Raw genomic sequence first — 15,224 nt, forward strand, 5'->3', positions numbered from 1 at the left:
CGCCGCCCCCACCTCGGAAGAAGGCAGGAAAGATGGCACGCTCTTACCAGACGGAACGCGGCAATGCCGGCGAAACGCAGCAGCGCGGCGGCGAGACGCTGACCACCAATCACGGCATCCCGATCTCGGACAACCAGAACAGCCTGCGCGCGGGCCATCGCGGCCCGACGCTGCTGGAGGATTTCCTGCTGCGGGAAAAAATCTTCCACTTCGACCACGAGCGCATCCCCGAGCGCATCGTGCATGCCCGCGGCTCGGCGGCGCATGGCTATTTCGAATGCACCGACCCGATCCCCGAGCTGACCCGCGCCGGCCTCTTCGCCGAGAAGGGCAAGAAGACCCCGGTCTTCGTCCGCTTCTCGACCGTCGCGGGCGGCGCGGGCTCGGTCGATACGCCGCGCGACGTGCGCGGCTTTGCGGTGAAGTTCTATACCGAAGCCGGCAACTGGGATCTGGTCGGCAACAACATCCCGGTTTTCTTCATCCAGGACGCGATCAAGTTTCCGGACCTGGTGCATGCGGTCAAGATGGAGGCCGACCGCGGCTATCCGCAGGCCGCGACCGCGCATGCCACCTTCTGGGATTTCGTCTCGCTGATGCCGGAAAGCCTGCATATGGTGATGTGGGCGATGTCCGACCGCGCCATCCCGCGCAGCTACCGGATGATGCAGGGCTTCGGCGTGCACAGCTTCAAGCTGGTCAACGAAAAGGGCGAGGAGCATTTCGTCAAGTTCCACTGGCGTCCGCGGCTGGGCATGCAGTCGCTGGTCTGGGACGAAAGCGCCAAGCTGCAGGGCGCCGACAACGATTATCACCGCCGCGACCTCTACGAGGCGATCGCCGCGGGCGATCACCCCGAATGGGATCTGGGCCTGCAGATCTTCGACCAGGCGCTGGCCGACAGCCTGCCCTATGACGTGCTGGACGCCACCAAGATCATCCCCGAAGAGATCGTGCCGCTGCGGGTGGTCGGCCGGCTGGTGCTGGATCGCAACCCGGACAATTTCTTCGCCGAGACCGAGCAGGTCGCCTTCCTGCCCTCGAACATCGTGCCGGGCATCGAGTTCAGCGACGATCCGCTGCTGCAGGGCCGGCTGTTTTCCTATCTCGACACGCAGAAATCCCGGCTGGGCACGACGAATTTCCACCAGATCCCGGTGAATGCGCCGAAATGCCCCTATGCCAACATGATGCGCGACGGGATGATGCAGACCCGGGTGCCCAGCGGCCGCGCCAATTACGAGCCGAACAGCCTGGACGAGGCCGGCGAGGACCCCGGCCCCCGCGCCAGCGCCGAGGGCTTCGCCACCGCCCCGGCCGGGGTGCAGGGCGACAAGCTGCGCATCCGGGCCGAGAGCTTCGGCGACCATTACAGCCAGCCGCGGCTGTTCTGGCGCTCGCAGACCGAGAACGAGCAGGCGCATATCGCCTCGGCCCTGGTCTTCGAGTTGTCCAAGGTGGAGCTGGAGCATGTGCGGCGGCGCGTCGTCAGCCAGCTGCGCAACATCGATGAAGTGCTGGCGGAACGGGTGGCCAAGGGGCTGGGAATGGCGCTGCCGGAGGCCGCCAAGCCCTTCCGCGCGCCGCTGGACCTCGACCCCTCGGATGCGCTGTCGATCCAGAAGAACTGGAACGAGACCCTCAAGGGCCGCAAGGTCGGCCTGCTTTTCGACGAAGGCTCGGACAAGGACGGGATCGACGGGCTGATCGCCGCGATCCGGGCCGAGGGCGGCAGCGTCTTCACCATCGCCCCCAAGCTGGGCCCGCTGAAGCTGCAGGGCGGCGAGATGCAGGCGGACGGCCAGCTCGCCGGCTCGCCCTCGGTGCTGTTCGATGCCGTTGGGATGATCCTGGCGCCCGAGGCGGCGCAGAAGCTGGCCCGCGATGCCGCGGCCATCGGCTTCGTCATGGACGCCTATGCCCATCTGAAGGCCATCGGGCATTGCAAGGGATCGCAGGTCATCCTGGACCGCGCCGGAATCGCGCCGGACGAGGGCGTCGTGCCCTATGACCGGCTGCCCGAGACCGCGAAGCGCCGCTATTGGGCGCGCGAGGCGACGCTGCGCGACCTGGCCTGACCTTGCCGGTGCCCGCCCCCTCTACCAGAAGGGCGAGGGGGCGGGGGCGCCCCCCACCGTCCGCCGACGGAACGGGTGCGGCCGGGGCCGGGGCGACGGCACCGGCGCCCTGGCGGGGGCAGGCGCGGGGCCGGTCAGGGATGGTCCTTGATGCCGCCGGTATGGGGGTCGATCTCCTCGAAATGGCCATGGACCTCGATATCGTCCAGCAGCCCCTTCCACAGCGAGGCGCAAAGCCCCACCATCACCACCAGGAACGGCGCCGCCGCGATGATCGAGGCGGTCTGCAGCCCGTTCAGCCCGCCCATCACCAAAAGCACCGAGGCCGAGGCGCCCGCCAGCAGGCCCCAGAGCACCACCACGCCCGCGCGCGGATGCGTCGTGCCGTAGGAGGACAGCATCCCCATCACCACCGAGGCCGCATCCGCCCCCGAGACGAAGAAGATCGCCACCAGGAACATCGCCACGGTCGAGGTCAGCCCCGCCAGCGGATATTGTTCGAGCAGCGCGAACAGCGACACCGCCTCGCCCTGCCGCGCGACGGCCTCGACCAGCCCGCCGGCGCCGGCAAGCTCGGAAAACAGCGCGCTGCCGCCCATGACCGAGAACCAGATGAAGGTCACGGCGCTGGGGATCATCAGCACGCCCACGACGAATTCCCGGATGGTGCGCCCGCGCGAGATGCGGGCGATGAACACGCCGACGAAAGGCGCCCAGGAAATCCACCAGGCCCAGTAGAAGATCGTCCAGCTGGCCAGCCATTTGCTGTCGCTGAAGGCCGAGGTGCGGAAGGACATCGACACCAGGTCGCCGAAGTAATAGCCCATCGCCTCGATCAGCGTGTCGAGGATGAAGACGGTCGGGCCCAGCAGCGCCAGGAACAGCAGCAGCAGCACGGCGACGACCATGTTGATGTTGCTGAGGAACTGGATGCCCCGGCCCACGCCCGACACCGCCGACAGGATGAACAGCACCGAGAGTGCGGAGATGATGGCCAGCGCGATGGTCGCCGATTCCCCGGTCTGCCACAGGTAGTTCAGGCCGCTGTTGATCTGCTGCGCACCCAGTCCCAGCGAGGTCGCGGTGCCGAACAGCGTGGCGATGATCGCCAGCACGTCGATGGTGCGCCCGATGGGTCCGTGAACGCGGTCGCCCAAGAGCGGGTGGAAGGCGCTTGAGACCAGCATCGGCAGGTCGCGGCGATAGCTGAAATAGGCCATCGCCAGCCCGGCCATGGCATAGATCGCCCAGGGATGCAGCGCCCAGTGGAAATAGGCGTATTGCATCGCCAGCAGCGCCGCGTCGCGCGACCCGGGCTCGGCCAGGCCGTGCGGCGGGGTGCCGTAATGGCTGATCGGTTCGGCCACGCCCCAGAACATCAGCCCGATCCCCATGCCGACGCTGAACATCATGCAGATCCAGGACCGGGTCGAGAATTCCGGGCTTTCGTCGTCATGGCCCAGCTTGATCCTGCCGAAGCGGCTGAAGGCCAGAAACAGGGCGAATGCCAGGAAGAACGCCGTCGAGATGACGAAGCTCCATCCGAAGACCCGGATGATCCAGTTCAGCGCGGCGGTGGCGCGGGCGGCCAGGCTGTCCGGCGCCAGGACGCCCCACATCACGAAGCCCCCCGCAATGGCGATGGCGGGCCAGAAGACGCCGGGGTTGATGCCCCTTTCGGGCCTTGTCTGCATATGCGATCTCCTCCGCAGTCTCCTCCAGGACGCGCCGGGGCTGCGGCCGTTTCGGCCGCTGTCCCGGGGCGATGGGCCCGCGCGTCACGGGCCGCAGGGCGATGCCCGCGGCCGCCGGCCGGATGCGGCCCCATGCTTGCCGGTCGCCGGCGCCCCGCGCATCGGCATCCCGCACGGCTTGCCGGCCGGGGCGCGTGCCTTCGGACCCGAGGATGGGACATCCGCCCCCGGGCAAAGCGCACTCAACCGACATGTTGCGCGGCAAAAGCGTCCTCGGGCCGCGTGGCTGCGCGCCGCCCCCGGCCAGCCCTGCGCCGGGGCAGACGAGGCGGGGGTCGCCGCCCCTCCGGTCGGATCGCCCCGGGCGCGGCCCATGCCTGCCAGCCGCGAATCATGGCGCGTGCCGGAGCAGGACCGGGGGCCGCTTCCTTGTCCCCGGCTACAACTTCGGATTGATCCCCGCGCCGGTTCGATGCGCGTCCGGGGGTTTGCCGGCCGCCGGAATTGCGGCATTGGCCCGCATCCCGCCGCCCCGGCAACAACTTCATACAAAAATCCGCGTGCGCCGGGCCGAATGTGAGGCATCCTGTTTTCAGGACGGACAGGACGCGACCATGACCAGCACGACCCTTGCCGCGGACGGGCGGCACAGAACGCCCTGCGCGCCGCGGGCCGGGGCGGCCGATCCCGGCACCGGCCGGCCGGCCGCGGCGGCGGCATGTCGGGAGGGGCGGCCCGGATGACGCTGGATCACGATCGCGACTGGCTGACGAGGCTGCTGGGCGGGCTGATCTGGTTCGTCATGTCGCTGGCGCTCGGCATCGAGATCGGCGCGCTGGTCGGCTGGGTCTTCGGCCAGGCCGAGCGGGGCGCCTGCATCGGCGCGGTGCTGCACGGCCTGTTCTGGCTATGGGTGCTCTGGGACGGCGCGAGCGCCCGCAAATGAAGCCGGGCACCCGCAGCACGGCCGGCCGGCTATGCCGGCAGCCGCGCGGCGGTTCACCGGCTTCACCGGCCGGCTGGGCCTGATCGGTGCTGCCCGGCCGCCCGACCCGGCCGGCGGCGCGGCGGTCATCCCGGATAAGCCGCGGCGGGAAACCCGGAACGGCCGCCCGCGCCAGGCGCTAGGCCGCGGCCTTCATCGCGGCGCGCAAGTCGAAGCCATGCGCCTCGAGCTGCGCGAGGGGGCAGCCGATCATCCGACGCGCGGCCATGTGGATGCCTGCTGCGTTCACCGTCTCGACCGCCGCCAGATGGCCGCCGCGAAACAGCAGCACCACGGGCGCGGCCTCGGGCTGCGGCAGGACGACGGTGCGGTCGGCACCCGTCAGCAGGCCGGCGATCTGCAGCTTGGCCTTGCCCTGATCGGACCAGAACCACGGGACCGCCGCATAGGGGGCGCTGGCCCCGCCGACCAGCCGGCGCGCGATGTGGCGGGCATGGTCGACCGCCGCCTGCACCGTTTCCAGCCGCAGAGGCCGGCCCAGCGGTCCGGGAAAGGCCGCCACGTCGCCCAGGGCCGAGATCGCCGGATCCGCGGTCGCCAGCGTGGCATCGACAAGGATGCCGTTGGCGCAGGCCAGCCCTGCCGCCTCGGCCAGTTCGCTGTTGGGCCGCACGCCGGTCGCCATCAGCACCAGATCGCCGGAAACCTCGCGCCCGTCAGCCAGCACGACGCCCGAGGCCCGGCCGTCCGCGCCCGCCAGCACGCCGGCAACGGGCGCGTCCAGCAGAACCTGGCTGCCCATCTCGCGGTGCAGCGTCAGGAACCAGTCCGCCATCTCGGGCGACAGCGCCCGCGACATCAGCCGCGGCGCCGCCTCGACCACGGTGACAGCCACGCCGGCGGCGCGGGCCATGGCGGCGAATTCCAGCCCGATGAAGCCGCCGCCCACCACCACGGCGTGACGGGTCGCGGCCAGACGGCGGCGGATGCGTTCGGCATCGGCCAGACTGCGCAGCTCGACCACGCCCGGCGCATCGAGGCCCGGGATCGGCGGCGGGGCGTTCCGTGCCCCGGTGGCGATGACCAGATGGTCGTAGGGGTGGCGCGCGCCGTCCCCGGTCACCACCTCGCGCGCCGCGCGGTCGATCGCCGCCACGCGGACCCCGTCCCGCAGCACGATGGCCGAGCGTTCGTAGAAGCTTGCCGGTTTCAGCAGCAGCGCCGCGGCATTGCCGTTCGCCATATAGGCCTTGGAAAGCGGCGGGCGCTGATAGGGCAGGCCGGGTTCCTCGCCCAGCATCAGGATTTCGCCCTGGAATCCCTCCTGGCGCAGGCTGGCGGCCATCTGCTGGCCGCCCTGTCCGGTGCCGATGATGACGATGCGCTGCATGGCCTCTCCTTAAAGCTGCGATTCCGGCAGGTGGATGACGACGCCGTCCAACTCGGCCCGCATACGGATCTGGCAGGACAGCCGGCTGCTCGGCCTGACCTCGGAGGCGGCGCAATCGAGCAGGTCGCTCTCGCCGTCCTGCTGCCCGCCGACGGCCTCGGTCCAGCCGTCGTCGACATAGCAATGGCAGGTCGCGCACATCATCGAGCCGCCGCATTCGCCGATGATGCCGTCCACGTCGTTCTGCACGGCGGCCTGCATGACGCTTTCGCCTTCGGCGGCATCGACCCGGGTTTCGCTGCCGTCCGCGGCGATAAAGGTGATCTTCATGGTGATTTCTCCTTGCGATTTGCCGGGGTCAGCCCAGAGCCACGGGCAGGTTGATCGGCCCGCGGAAGCCGAAGCCCCGCCACATGACGATTTCGGGATCGGGCAGCGCCATGTTCGGGAAACGCTCGAACAGCGCCTCGAGCATGATCGCGCCCACGGTGCGCCGCGCGACATGGGCGCCGCCGCAATGATGCGGCCCCGAGCCGAAGGACTGGTGCGGATTCCTGGCGCGGAACGCGTCGAACCGCTCGGGGTGGTCGAAAAGCTCCTCGTCGTGATTGGCCGAGGCCTGGATCGTCATCACCGTGTCGCCCCTGGGGATGTAGAAGCCGCGGATTTCGACATCCTCCAGCACCAGCCGGGACGAGGCCTGGATCGGCGCAACCCAGCGCACCCCCTCTTCGAAGGCGGCGCCCCATTTGCCGGTGCGCCGCAGCTCCTCCAGCTGTTCCGGCTCGGTCAGCAGCCCGTAGACGATGGTCGAGAGCGCGTCGCGCGGCTCGTTGATGCCGCCGCCGATGGCGATCTTGATATTGGCGACGATCTGGCTCATCGGGATCGGGTTTTCCGCGTTCACCATCACCGACAGCGCCGAGCGGTCGGGTTCGGCGCGCACCCGCTCGACCGCCCTGGCCAGCAGCGCGTCCATTTCCAGATTGGCATGGTCCGAGATCATGAAGGGCTCGGGCAGCCAGCCGAAATTGCCCGCCCCGTCGATCAGCGCCTGCGACCAGAAGATCATCTGCTCGTCCGTGGCCTCGGGAATGCCCAGGATATGGGCCAGGATGCGGGCGGCGATGGGGGCCGACAGCGCCTTGTGCAGATCGACCACCTCGCCGCGCGGCAGCCGGTCGAGATAGTCGTCGGCCAGCTTGCGGTAAAGCGGCGCCCAGACCTCCTGGATGGTCTTGGGCATCAGCGCGGGGGCCATGGCCATGCGCTCGGCCATGTGCTCGGGCCCGTCCTTGCGCATCAGCGTATGCGCCTGGAAGGCGCGTTTCATCGGCGTGTTCGGATCGTCCGAGGAAAAGATCGCGGGCGTGTCCTTGACGAACTTGCAGTCGGCCGCCTTGGTCAGGAACGTGCGGCCCACGGATTTCACCCGCAGCACCGGCGCTTCGGCGCGCAGGCGCTTGTAGATCGGATAGGGCGCGAGGGTGAGCTGGTCGATGGTGATGGTCTCGTCCAGCGGCGCGATGGGCAGGTCAAGCATGGCAACCTCTCAGCGGATGCGCAGCGGCAGGCGTGCCAGCCCGCGCAGCGTGTTGTTGTAGGACCGGACCGGGGGTCCGGCGATCTCGATGGCGTCGGCGTGGCGGGCCAGGGCCTCCAGCACCACCTCGCCCTCCAGCCGGGCGACAAGCTGGCCCACGCACATGTGGATGCCCGAGCCGAAGCCGACATGGCCCGAGGTCTTGCGGGCGATGTCGTATTGGTCGGGCCGGTCCCAGCGGCGCGGGTCGCGATTGGCCGAGGCCAGGAACATCAGCACCTTTGATCCTTCGGGGATGGTGGCGCCGCCCAGCTCGACCGCGCGGGTGGTGGTGCGGAAGAAGGTCTGCACCGGGCTTTCGAAGCGCACCGCCTCCTCGAAGGCGTTGCGCGCCCGCTTCGGATCGGCGCGCAGGGCCTGGAACTGGTCGGGAAAGCGCGCAAGGCAGTAAAGCGCCGCGCCGATGCCGTTCACCGTGGTGTCGATCCCGGCCGTCAGCAGCGAGCGGACCAGAAGCACCGCCTCGTCCGGCGTCACCTCGCCGCTGTCGGCGGCGGCATGGATGCGGGCGCCCAGTCCGTCGGGCGACAGGTTTTCGCGCCGGCACTGTTCGGTCACCCAGGCGACATGGGGGGCAGCGCGCGCCATCGCCTCGCGGCGCAGCGCGTTGTCCGGGCCGAAGGCGTTGAAGGCAAGCCCGGCATAGGGCAGCAGATGTTCGCGCCCTTCGCGGGCAAGACCGATGCGGTCGGGAAAGACCGACAGCGGGAAGGCCTCGGCCAGATCGCCGATGCCGTCGATCTCGCGCCCCACGAGGCCGGCGATCAGCGCGTCGGCGGCCTCGGCGAAGCCGTCGCGCAGCTCGCGCATGGTCAGCGGCGACAGCACCCGGGCCAGCACCTTGCGGGCGCGGTCATGTTCGGGCGGGTCGGTTTCCAGCACCAGGCTGGGCGGGCGCCAGGGCGTTTCGCGTCTGAAATCCTGCAGCCCGACCCCGCGGGACGAGCAGAAGGCGGCCCAGTCGTTCAGGACCCGATGCACTTCGGCATAGCGGGCGATGCCATGGACGCCATAGCGTTCCAGCCAGACCACGGGCCCGGCCTCGCGCAGCTTCTCGTGCTCGGGATAGGGGTCGTCGAAGAAATCGATGCCGAACGGATCGAGCCCGGAACGGGGCAGGACCGGCGTGTCGAGGCTCATGCTGCGGCTCCTTTCGCGATGACGCCCAGATGGCTTTCCAGAGGCGTCGGGTCGGCCAGCAGCGCGGCGCTGGCGGCCTGGTGGACGATTTCCCCGCGGTCGAGGATCACTGCGCGGTCGGTGACCTTCAGGATCTTGCGGGCGTGCTGTTCGACGATGATCGTGGCCACGCCCTCGTCGCGGATGATGCGGCGGATCGAGGCCAGCAGCTGCTCGACGATGATCGGGGCCAGCCCCTCGGTCGGCTCGTCCAGCAGCAGCACGCGGGGATTCAGCATCAGCGCCCGGCCGACTGCCAGCATCTGCTGCTCGCCGCCCGAAAGCTGGTTGCCCATGTTCGCGCGCCGCTCTTGCAGCCGGGGAAACATCTCGTAGATGCGGGCGAGGTCCCATTTGCCGGGCCGCGCCGTGGCGGTCAGGTTCTCCTCGACCGTCAGCGAGCGGAAGATGTTGCGCTCTTGCGGGACCCAGCCGATGCCGGCCTGGGCGCGCGCCTCGGGCGACAGCGCCGAGATGTCGCGCCCGGCCAGGACCACCCGGCCGCCGAAGCGGCGGGTGACGCCGATGATGCTGTCCAGAAGCGTGGTCTTGCCCACGCCGTTGCGGCCCAGCACGGCCAGCGCCTCGCCCTCGGCCAGCCGCAGGTCCAGCGCCGGGATCACCACGGCCTCGCCATGGCCGGCGCGCAGCTTCTCGATGGTCAGGATGTCAGGCATGCTCCTCGCTCCCCAGATAGACCTCCTGGACGCGGCGATCCGCCATGATCTCGGCCACGCTGCCCTCGGCGAACAGCGCGCCGTTCACCAGAACGGTGATCCGGTCGGCGAAGGCAAAGACCAGGTCCATGTCGTGCTCGATCAGCAGGATCGACACGTCGCGCGGCAATTCGCCCAGCGTTTCCAGCAGCTCGGCGCGCTCGGCCTCGGGGACACCCGCCGCCGGTTCGTCCAGCAGCAGCACGCGCGGGTTCGAGGCCAGCGCCAGGGCGATCTCCAGCAGGCGCTGCTTGCCATAAGGCAGCAGCCGTGTCGGCTGGTCCATCACCTCGGTCAGGCGGAAGCGTTCGACCAGCTCGGCGATCTCGTTCAGGATGTCGCTGCGGGTGCCGACGCGCCGCCAGAAATCGCTGCCGCCACCCATGCGCTCGGACACCGCGAGGCCGATGGATTCCACCGGCGTCATGGCGCCGAAAAGCTGGTTGATCTGGAAGGTGCGGCCCATGCCCAGCCGGGCCCGCTCGATCTGGCCCTTGCGGGTGACGTCCTGCCCGTCAAGCAGGATCTGCCCGCCATTCGCCGGCAGCACCCCGGTCAGCAGGTTGACGAAGGTGGTCTTGCCGGCGCCGTTCGGCCCGATCAGCGCATGGCGCGCGCCGTGCCGCAACGTCAGCGAGACCTTGTCGGTGGCCGTCAGCCCGCCGAAGCGTTTCTCTAGCGCGATGGTCTGCAAGGCGGCGCTCATACCCGGCCCTCCTTGCGGATGCGGCGCAGGATGGCGCGGGGCAGGGCGTCGATGCGGTCGCGGCCGATCAGCACGATGACCAGCAGGACCAGCCCCATCCAGAACATCCAGTATTGCGGGGTGAGGGCCGAGAACCAGTCCTGCAGCAGCTTGAAGGCGATGGCGCCGATCAGCCCGCCGTAAAGATAGCCGACCCCGCCCAGCACCAGCACCAGCAACACGTCGGCCGAGCGGTGGAAGGCCAGCACGTCCAGCGACACGAACATGGTCGTCTGCGTCAGCAGCGCCCCGGCGATGCCGGCGATCACCGCCGAGAAGGCATAGATCGCCAGGAGGCGCGGCCCGACCGGGATGCCCATGCTGCGGGCGCGCAGCGCATTGTCGCGGATCGCCCGCAGCGACAGCCCATAGGGCGAGGTCACCACGCGCCGGGCGATCAGGAACAGCACGAAGGTAACGATCAGGCAATAGGCATAGGCCGTGGTGCCGAACAGGTCGAATTCGAAACGCCCGAGCAGCGGGTCGATCATCACCCCCTGCAGCCCGTCGGCGCCGCCGGTCAGCCAGGCGGCGCGGTTCGCCGCCTCCAGCAGCAGCATGGCGATACCCAGCGTCACCATCAGCCGCGTCAGGTCCGAGGCGCGCAGCAGCAGCAGGGGCCCGGTCAGCAGTCCCAGCAGCCCGGCGGCCAGCGCGGCCAGGGCAAGCCCGGCCAGCGGCTCTCCGGTCAGGTGGATCGAGGTCAGCCCGGCGACATAGGCGCCCAGCCCGAAGAAGGCGCCGTGCCCCAGCGAGACCACGCCCGCATAGCCGATGATCAGGTCCAGCGAGAGCGCGAAGAGCCCCAGGATGGCGATCTCGGACAGAAGCAGGTGGCGGTCGGGCAGCAGGAAGAAGCTGGCGGCGGCGGCGAGCCAGAACAGGATCTCGGCCGGCTTGCAGCGGCTGCGGCGCAGCAGGTCGCGGGCGGCGCGCCGCTCGATTCCGGCCGGCTCGGCACGGAGCGGGGTGGCGAAGGTGGTGTCGGTCATCGGGGTCGTCCTTTAGCGGGCCGGGGCGATCAGGCCCTGCGGGCGCAGGATCAGAAGCACGATCATCAGCAGGTAGATCAGGAAGGCGCCGAGCTCGGGGATGTAGTATTTCCCGGCCACATCGGCGGTGCCGATGATCAGCGCGGCGAGGAAGGGGCCGGTCAGGCTGGCGGTGCCGCCGATGGTGACCACGATCAGCACATAGACCATGATCTTCAGCGGGAAGGTCGGGTCCAGCCCCATGATCTCGATCCCCAGCGCGCCGCCAAGCCCGGCAAGGCCCGATCCCACGGCGAAGGTCGCGGCGAAGATGCCGCCGACATTGATGCCAAGCCCGCGCGCGGCGCGCTGGTCGTCCACCGCCGCGCGCAGCCTGGCGCCGAAGCGGGTGCGGGCCAGCACCAGTTGCAGCGCCACGACCAGCACGGCGCAGAGGACGATCAGGAAGGCGCGGTAGCGGCCGACGCCGATGCCGGCGATCTCGAACCGGCCCTGCAACCATCCGGGCAGGGTGATGAGCATCTGGCTGGAGCCCAGAAGCCAGTCCGCCGCCGTCATCGCCATGAACACCAGCGCGATCGAGAACAGCACCTGGTCCAGATGGCTGCGCCGGTAGAGCCGGGCATAGAGCGTGCGCTCGGCCACCGCCCCGATCAGCGCCGGCACCAGGAAGGCCAGGGGCAGCGTCAGCAGGAACGGCACGCCCAGCCGGTTCATGGCAAGCGCGGTGACATAGCCGCCGATCATGGCGAAGGCGCCATGGGCAAGGTTCACGAAATTCATCAGCCCCAGCGTGACGGCCAGTCCCGAAGCCATGACGAAGAGCAGCATTCCGTAGGCGATCCCGTCTATCAGGATGGTTGACATGGCGCGTTTCCTTGGCATGCGGATCCCCGGGCCGCGCCGAGGGCCGGCGCGGCGGAAACGGGTCCGCGAAAGGGGAGGTCTGCGTCAGGGCGCGGCTTTGGCCGGGTCCTTCACCGCCTCGAAGGTCTCGAACTCGACGTTCCAGAGCTGGCCGTCCCGGCGCTCGACGCGGCGCAGATAGACGTTCTGGACGATGTCGCGGGTCTCGGGATCGATGCTGACCGGGCCGCGCGGGCTTTCCCAGGACAGGCCCTTCATCGCTTCGATCATGGCGTCGCCGGAACCCTCGCCGCCGGTCTTTTCCAGCGCCGCATAGATCGCGTGCATGCCGTCATAGCCGCCGACCGCCATGAAATTCGGCCGCATGCCGTTATTGGCCTTCTGGAACGCCTCGACAAAGGCACTGTTCGCCGGGCTGTCATGCGCGGCCGAATAGTGAAAGCCGGTTATCGCGACCAGGGCCGGATCGCCCATCCCGTCCAGGATGTCGTCGTCGGTGATGCCGCCATCGGCCAGCAGCCGGATGCCGGACTTGTCCAGCCCGCGCTCGACGAACTGCTTCATGAACTGCGCGCCCACGCCCGAAGGCGCGAAGGCGAAGATCGCGTCGGGCTTGCTGTCGGCGACCTTCTGCAGGAAGGGCGAGAAATCCGGGTTCTGCAGCGGCACGCGCAGGTTCTCGACCGTGCCGCCGGCGGCGGTGAAGACCTCGGTGAAGGTCTTTTCGGCATCGATGCCCGGGCCATAGTCCGAGACCACGGTGACGACGCGTTTCATCCCCTCCGTGGCGGCCCATTCCGCGATCTTCGAGGTGACTTGCGGCGTGGTGTAGCTGGTGCGCACCACATAGGGCGAGGTTTCGGTGATCGACGAGGTCGCCGCCGCCATCACCACGGTCGGCACCTTGGCGCGGGTGGACAGCGGCGCGGTCGCCATGGCCAGCGGCGTCAGGCCGAACCCGGCCAGCGCGCCGACCTTGTCGCGCACGATCAGCTCTTGCGCGAGCCGCTTGGTGGTGTCCGCGACCGAGGCATCGTCCTTGACGATCAGCTCGATCCTGCGGCCCGCGACCTCGTCGCCATGCTCGGCGATATACAGCTTTGCCGCCGCCTCGATCTGCCGCCCGGTCGAGGCGAAGGGCCCGGTCATGGGCAGGATCAGCCCGACCTTGAACGGCTCGGCCTGGGCCATGGCCGGCAGACCGGCAAGCGCGGTCGAGGCCGCCAGGACAGCGCCCAGCAGCAGGCTTCGTCTTTGCATATGGTTTTCCTCCCTTTCTGGCTTGCGGCAGTTCCTCTGCTGCCGTTGACTCGTTTGGCGGGTCAGCCTGTCGCCTCGTCCGGCTGACGGATCAGCGCGGCGCCCCGGATCTGGTCCAGCGTGCCGCTGGTCGCCATGGCGCGGGACAGGTTGTGCTGCGACAGGCGGGCATGCTCGCGCATGATGGCCTCGGCGCGCGCGCCCTGGCGCTGGCGGATCGCCTCGACCACGATGCGGTGGTGGTCCTGGCCGATCAGCAGATGCTGCCTTGCCGCGCGGTCGCTTTCATACATCCCGACCAGCGCGCTGGCCGAGGCGAAGGGCCGGCCGTTGGCGCGCGCCGCCTCCTGGATCAGCAGGCTGCTTTCAGTGGCGTTGACCAGCCCCTGATGAAATTCGGCGTTCAGCCGCTCATAGATCGGCAGGTCGGTGCGGGCGAAGTCCTCCTTGGCCAGCAGGGCGGCGATGCGGTCCGAGATGCCGGCGATGCGGTCGATGGCGTCGGCAGCGATGCCGCGCTCGGCCAGCAGCCGCACGCAGAAGCCCTCGATCATGCCGCGCAGCTCGATCGCCTCCGAGATCTCGCTGGGCAGGAACTGGCGCACCATGTAGCCGCCCGCGGCGATCGGGCTGAGCAGGCCTTCGTCGGTCAGGCGCTGCAGCGCGGCGCGGATGGGCGTGCGCGACATCGACAGCATCTCGGCCAGCTGGGTCTCGGTATAGCGCTGATCGGGCTCCAGCCGGCCGCCGATGATCATGTCGCGCAGCGTCATGGCGGCGCGCACCGTCTGCGTGGTGCCGGTCCTGAGCGATTCTCTGCTGTTCATTGCGCGTTCTCCCTGCATGTTTGTATACATCAATAACTGCAGCCGGCAAATATTCTTGGCATATATGCCACCAAAGTCGTATTATTTTTGCTTAAAAGCGATAATGATGTATACATATCAACATGCGGAGCACCGCGATGTATACATTGAGGCGCTCCTGAACCACTCCTGCCATGCCGTTCCACAGCCGGACTGCTCGCATGATTCCCGATGCGGCAGCGCATGGATGGACACATGCGCAGGCGGGCATTTCTAATCGGCAAGCGGCTTTGACTGTTCGCACCGGCTCGGCAGGCGAAGCGGCGGCAAGGGTGGCTGCATCATGGCGAGTCGAGGCGCGAACGGGTCAGCACTCAAGATCCGCGCGCTGGTCGTTTCTGCGGGCAAGCGGCGCAGCAGCAGACGCGGCATCCAGTGCAAACGATCCGCGACAGGTGGCGCGATGGATGAAGATTAGATTACATAAGTCGGATTATCCTGATCTGATCCTCTTCACGCATGTGCCAAGACACGCGCCAAGGCGGCCCGGCGCGCAAGGGGATTGCCGGCAATCGGGTCAGGACCAGAACTACGGAAGGCTCAGTTTCGCCATCCGGCCGCCATCGACGGTGTAGACCTGGCCGGTGCAGAAACCTGCCTCTTCCGCGGCCAGGAAGGCGACTGAGAACGGCGGTGAGAAATTCGTCCACGGTAGCGGTGGCTTGGTGCTGCTGCGGGCGGCGTAAAAGTCGTCCACCTATTCCCTTTCTGCGGCGGCAGGGAGGGCGTGAGGATTTACAGCGTGGACCTATATCTGAGAGTTCGCCAGGCTTGCGCGGAAGGCATGAGCCAGCGGGAAGCGGCGCGGGTGTTCAACATCTCGCGTGACACGGTTGCGAAGATGATGACCTTCTCGGTGCCACCGGGCTACCGACGGACGGCCGAGGT

The 15,224-nt window shown here is 68.6% G+C and carries 15 protein-coding genes; 3 read left to right on the plus strand and 12 right to left on the minus strand.

Annotated elements, in window-relative coordinates:
* Window positions 1-32: 32 nt before the first annotated feature.
* Entirely contained in the window at window positions 33-2,078 is a 2,046-nt protein-coding gene (locus PARJ55_RS0115200) for a catalase (RefSeq protein ID WP_028713813.1), read from the plus strand.
* A gap of 134 nt (window positions 2,079-2,212) precedes the next feature.
* Here PARJ55_RS0115200 and PARJ55_RS0115205 read toward each other — a convergent pair whose 3' ends face one another.
* Window positions 2,213-3,772 (minus strand): BCCT family transporter, encoded by a 1,560-nt coding sequence (locus PARJ55_RS0115205; protein WP_028713814.1) that lies wholly within the window; start codon window positions 3,770-3,772, stop codon window positions 2,213-2,215.
* A gap of 739 nt (window positions 3,773-4,511) precedes the next feature.
* On the opposite strand from PARJ55_RS0115205, the gene PARJ55_RS0115210 reads away from it, so the two are divergent.
* Window positions 4,512-4,718, plus strand: coding sequence for a hypothetical protein (locus PARJ55_RS0115210; RefSeq protein WP_028713815.1), 207 nt, complete (start codon window positions 4,512-4,514; stop codon window positions 4,716-4,718).
* Between the two features lie 178 nt (window positions 4,719-4,896).
* Here the strand turns inward: PARJ55_RS0115210 and PARJ55_RS0115215 are convergent, their stop codons facing one another.
* From PARJ55_RS0115215 to PARJ55_RS24590, 11 genes are all read right to left on the minus strand, one after another.
* Window positions 4,897-6,108, minus strand: coding sequence for an NAD(P)/FAD-dependent oxidoreductase (locus PARJ55_RS0115215; protein WP_028713816.1), 1,212 nt, complete (start codon window positions 6,106-6,108; stop codon window positions 4,897-4,899).
* A gap of 9 nt (window positions 6,109-6,117) precedes the next feature.
* Window positions 6,118-6,438 carry a 2Fe-2S iron-sulfur cluster-binding protein gene (locus PARJ55_RS0115220; RefSeq protein WP_036697625.1) on the minus strand — a complete coding sequence of 107 codons (321 nt, stop codon included), beginning with the start codon at window positions 6,436-6,438 and terminating at the stop codon, window positions 6,118-6,120.
* Between the two features lie 28 nt (window positions 6,439-6,466).
* On the minus strand, window positions 6,467-7,651 hold the full coding sequence (locus tag PARJ55_RS0115225; protein ID WP_028713818.1) for a cytochrome P450: 1,185 nt from the start codon (window positions 7,649-7,651) through the stop codon (window positions 6,467-6,469).
* A gap of 9 nt (window positions 7,652-7,660) precedes the next feature.
* Window positions 7,661-8,851: a cytochrome P450 gene (locus PARJ55_RS0115230; protein ID WP_028713819.1), complete on the minus strand. Its 1,191-nt coding sequence runs from the start codon at window positions 8,849-8,851 to the stop codon at window positions 7,661-7,663.
* A complete protein-coding gene (locus PARJ55_RS0115235; RefSeq protein WP_028713820.1) occupies window positions 8,848-9,567 on the minus strand; it encodes an ABC transporter ATP-binding protein in 720 nt (239 codons plus the stop codon). Before PARJ55_RS0115235 ends, PARJ55_RS0115230 begins: the two co-directional genes overlap by 4 nt.
* On the minus strand, window positions 9,560-10,312 hold the full coding sequence (locus PARJ55_RS0115240) for an ABC transporter ATP-binding protein (protein WP_028713821.1): 753 nt from the start codon (window positions 10,310-10,312) through the stop codon (window positions 9,560-9,562). Before PARJ55_RS0115240 ends, PARJ55_RS0115235 begins: the two co-directional genes overlap by 8 nt.
* Window positions 10,309-11,343 (minus strand): branched-chain amino acid ABC transporter permease, encoded by a 1,035-nt coding sequence (locus PARJ55_RS22275; protein WP_051416301.1) that lies wholly within the window; start codon window positions 11,341-11,343, stop codon window positions 10,309-10,311. Before PARJ55_RS22275 ends, PARJ55_RS0115240 begins: the two co-directional genes overlap by 4 nt.
* Window positions 11,344-11,355: 12 nt before the next feature.
* On the minus strand, window positions 11,356-12,210 hold the full coding sequence (locus tag PARJ55_RS0115250; RefSeq protein WP_028713822.1) for a branched-chain amino acid ABC transporter permease: 855 nt from the start codon (window positions 12,208-12,210) through the stop codon (window positions 11,356-11,358).
* A gap of 84 nt (window positions 12,211-12,294) precedes the next feature.
* The gene (locus PARJ55_RS0115255) at window positions 12,295-13,470 is read right to left on the minus strand and encodes an ABC transporter substrate-binding protein (protein WP_028713823.1); all 1,176 of its coding nucleotides are present in this window, start codon (window positions 13,468-13,470) and stop codon (window positions 12,295-12,297) included.
* Between the two features lie 62 nt (window positions 13,471-13,532).
* Window positions 13,533-14,297 carry a GntR family transcriptional regulator gene (locus tag PARJ55_RS0115260; protein WP_028713824.1) on the minus strand — a complete coding sequence of 255 codons (765 nt, stop codon included), beginning with the start codon at window positions 14,295-14,297 and terminating at the stop codon, window positions 13,533-13,535.
* A 568-nt stretch (window positions 14,298-14,865) separates the two neighbouring features.
* Complete coding sequence (locus tag PARJ55_RS24590; RefSeq protein ID WP_232215721.1) at window positions 14,866-15,033, minus strand: hypothetical protein; 168 nt, start codon at window positions 15,031-15,033, stop codon at window positions 14,866-14,868.
* Window positions 15,034-15,078: 45 nt separating this feature from the next.
* Between PARJ55_RS24590 and PARJ55_RS23400 the strand changes: the two genes are divergently transcribed.
* Window positions 15,079-15,224 (plus strand): helix-turn-helix domain-containing protein (locus PARJ55_RS23400; protein ID WP_036714145.1); only part of this gene is annotated, 146 nt, incomplete at its 3' end.

The sequence above is a fragment of the Paracoccus sp. J55 genome (genome assembly GCF_000513975.1).
Taxonomy (GTDB): Bacteria; Pseudomonadota; Alphaproteobacteria; order Rhodobacterales; family Rhodobacteraceae; genus Paracoccus.

Bases quoted from the DNA above. Each gene is read 5' to 3' on its own strand.
- PARJ55_RS0115220 (WP_036697625.1), bottom strand. From the start codon at position 6,438: ATGAAGATCACCTTTATCGCCGCGGACGGCAGCGAAACCCGGGTCGAT.
- PARJ55_RS0115260 (WP_028713824.1), bottom strand. From the start codon at position 14,297: ATGAACAGCAGAGAATCGCTCAGGACCGGCACCACGCAGACGGTGCGC.
- PARJ55_RS0115205 (WP_028713814.1), bottom strand. From the start codon at position 3,772: ATGCAGACAAGGCCCGAAAGGGGCATCAACCCCGGCGTCTTCTGGCCC.
- PARJ55_RS0115250 (WP_028713822.1), bottom strand. From the start codon at position 12,210: ATGTCAACCATCCTGATAGACGGGATCGCCTACGGAATGCTGCTCTTC.
- PARJ55_RS0115210 (WP_028713815.1), top strand. From the start codon at position 4,512: ATGACGCTGGATCACGATCGCGACTGGCTGACGAGGCTGCTGGGCGGG.
- PARJ55_RS0115230 (WP_028713819.1), bottom strand. From the start codon at position 8,851: ATGAGCCTCGACACGCCGGTCCTGCCCCGTTCCGGGCTCGATCCGTTC.
- PARJ55_RS0115240 (WP_028713821.1), bottom strand. From the start codon at position 10,312: ATGAGCGCCGCCTTGCAGACCATCGCGCTAGAGAAACGCTTCGGCGGG.
- PARJ55_RS0115255 (WP_028713823.1), bottom strand. From the start codon at position 13,470: ATGCAAAGACGAAGCCTGCTGCTGGGCGCTGTCCTGGCGGCCTCGACC.
- PARJ55_RS0115200 (WP_028713813.1), top strand. From the start codon at position 33: ATGGCACGCTCTTACCAGACGGAACGCGGCAATGCCGGCGAAACGCAG.
- PARJ55_RS22275 (WP_051416301.1), bottom strand. From the start codon at position 11,343: ATGACCGACACCACCTTCGCCACCCCGCTCCGTGCCGAGCCGGCCGGA.
- PARJ55_RS0115235 (WP_028713820.1), bottom strand. From the start codon at position 9,567: ATGCCTGACATCCTGACCATCGAGAAGCTGCGCGCCGGCCATGGCGAG.
- PARJ55_RS0115225 (WP_028713818.1), bottom strand. From the start codon at position 7,651: ATGCTTGACCTGCCCATCGCGCCGCTGGACGAGACCATCACCATCGAC.
- PARJ55_RS0115215 (WP_028713816.1), bottom strand. From the start codon at position 6,108: ATGCAGCGCATCGTCATCATCGGCACCGGACAGGGCGGCCAGCAGATG.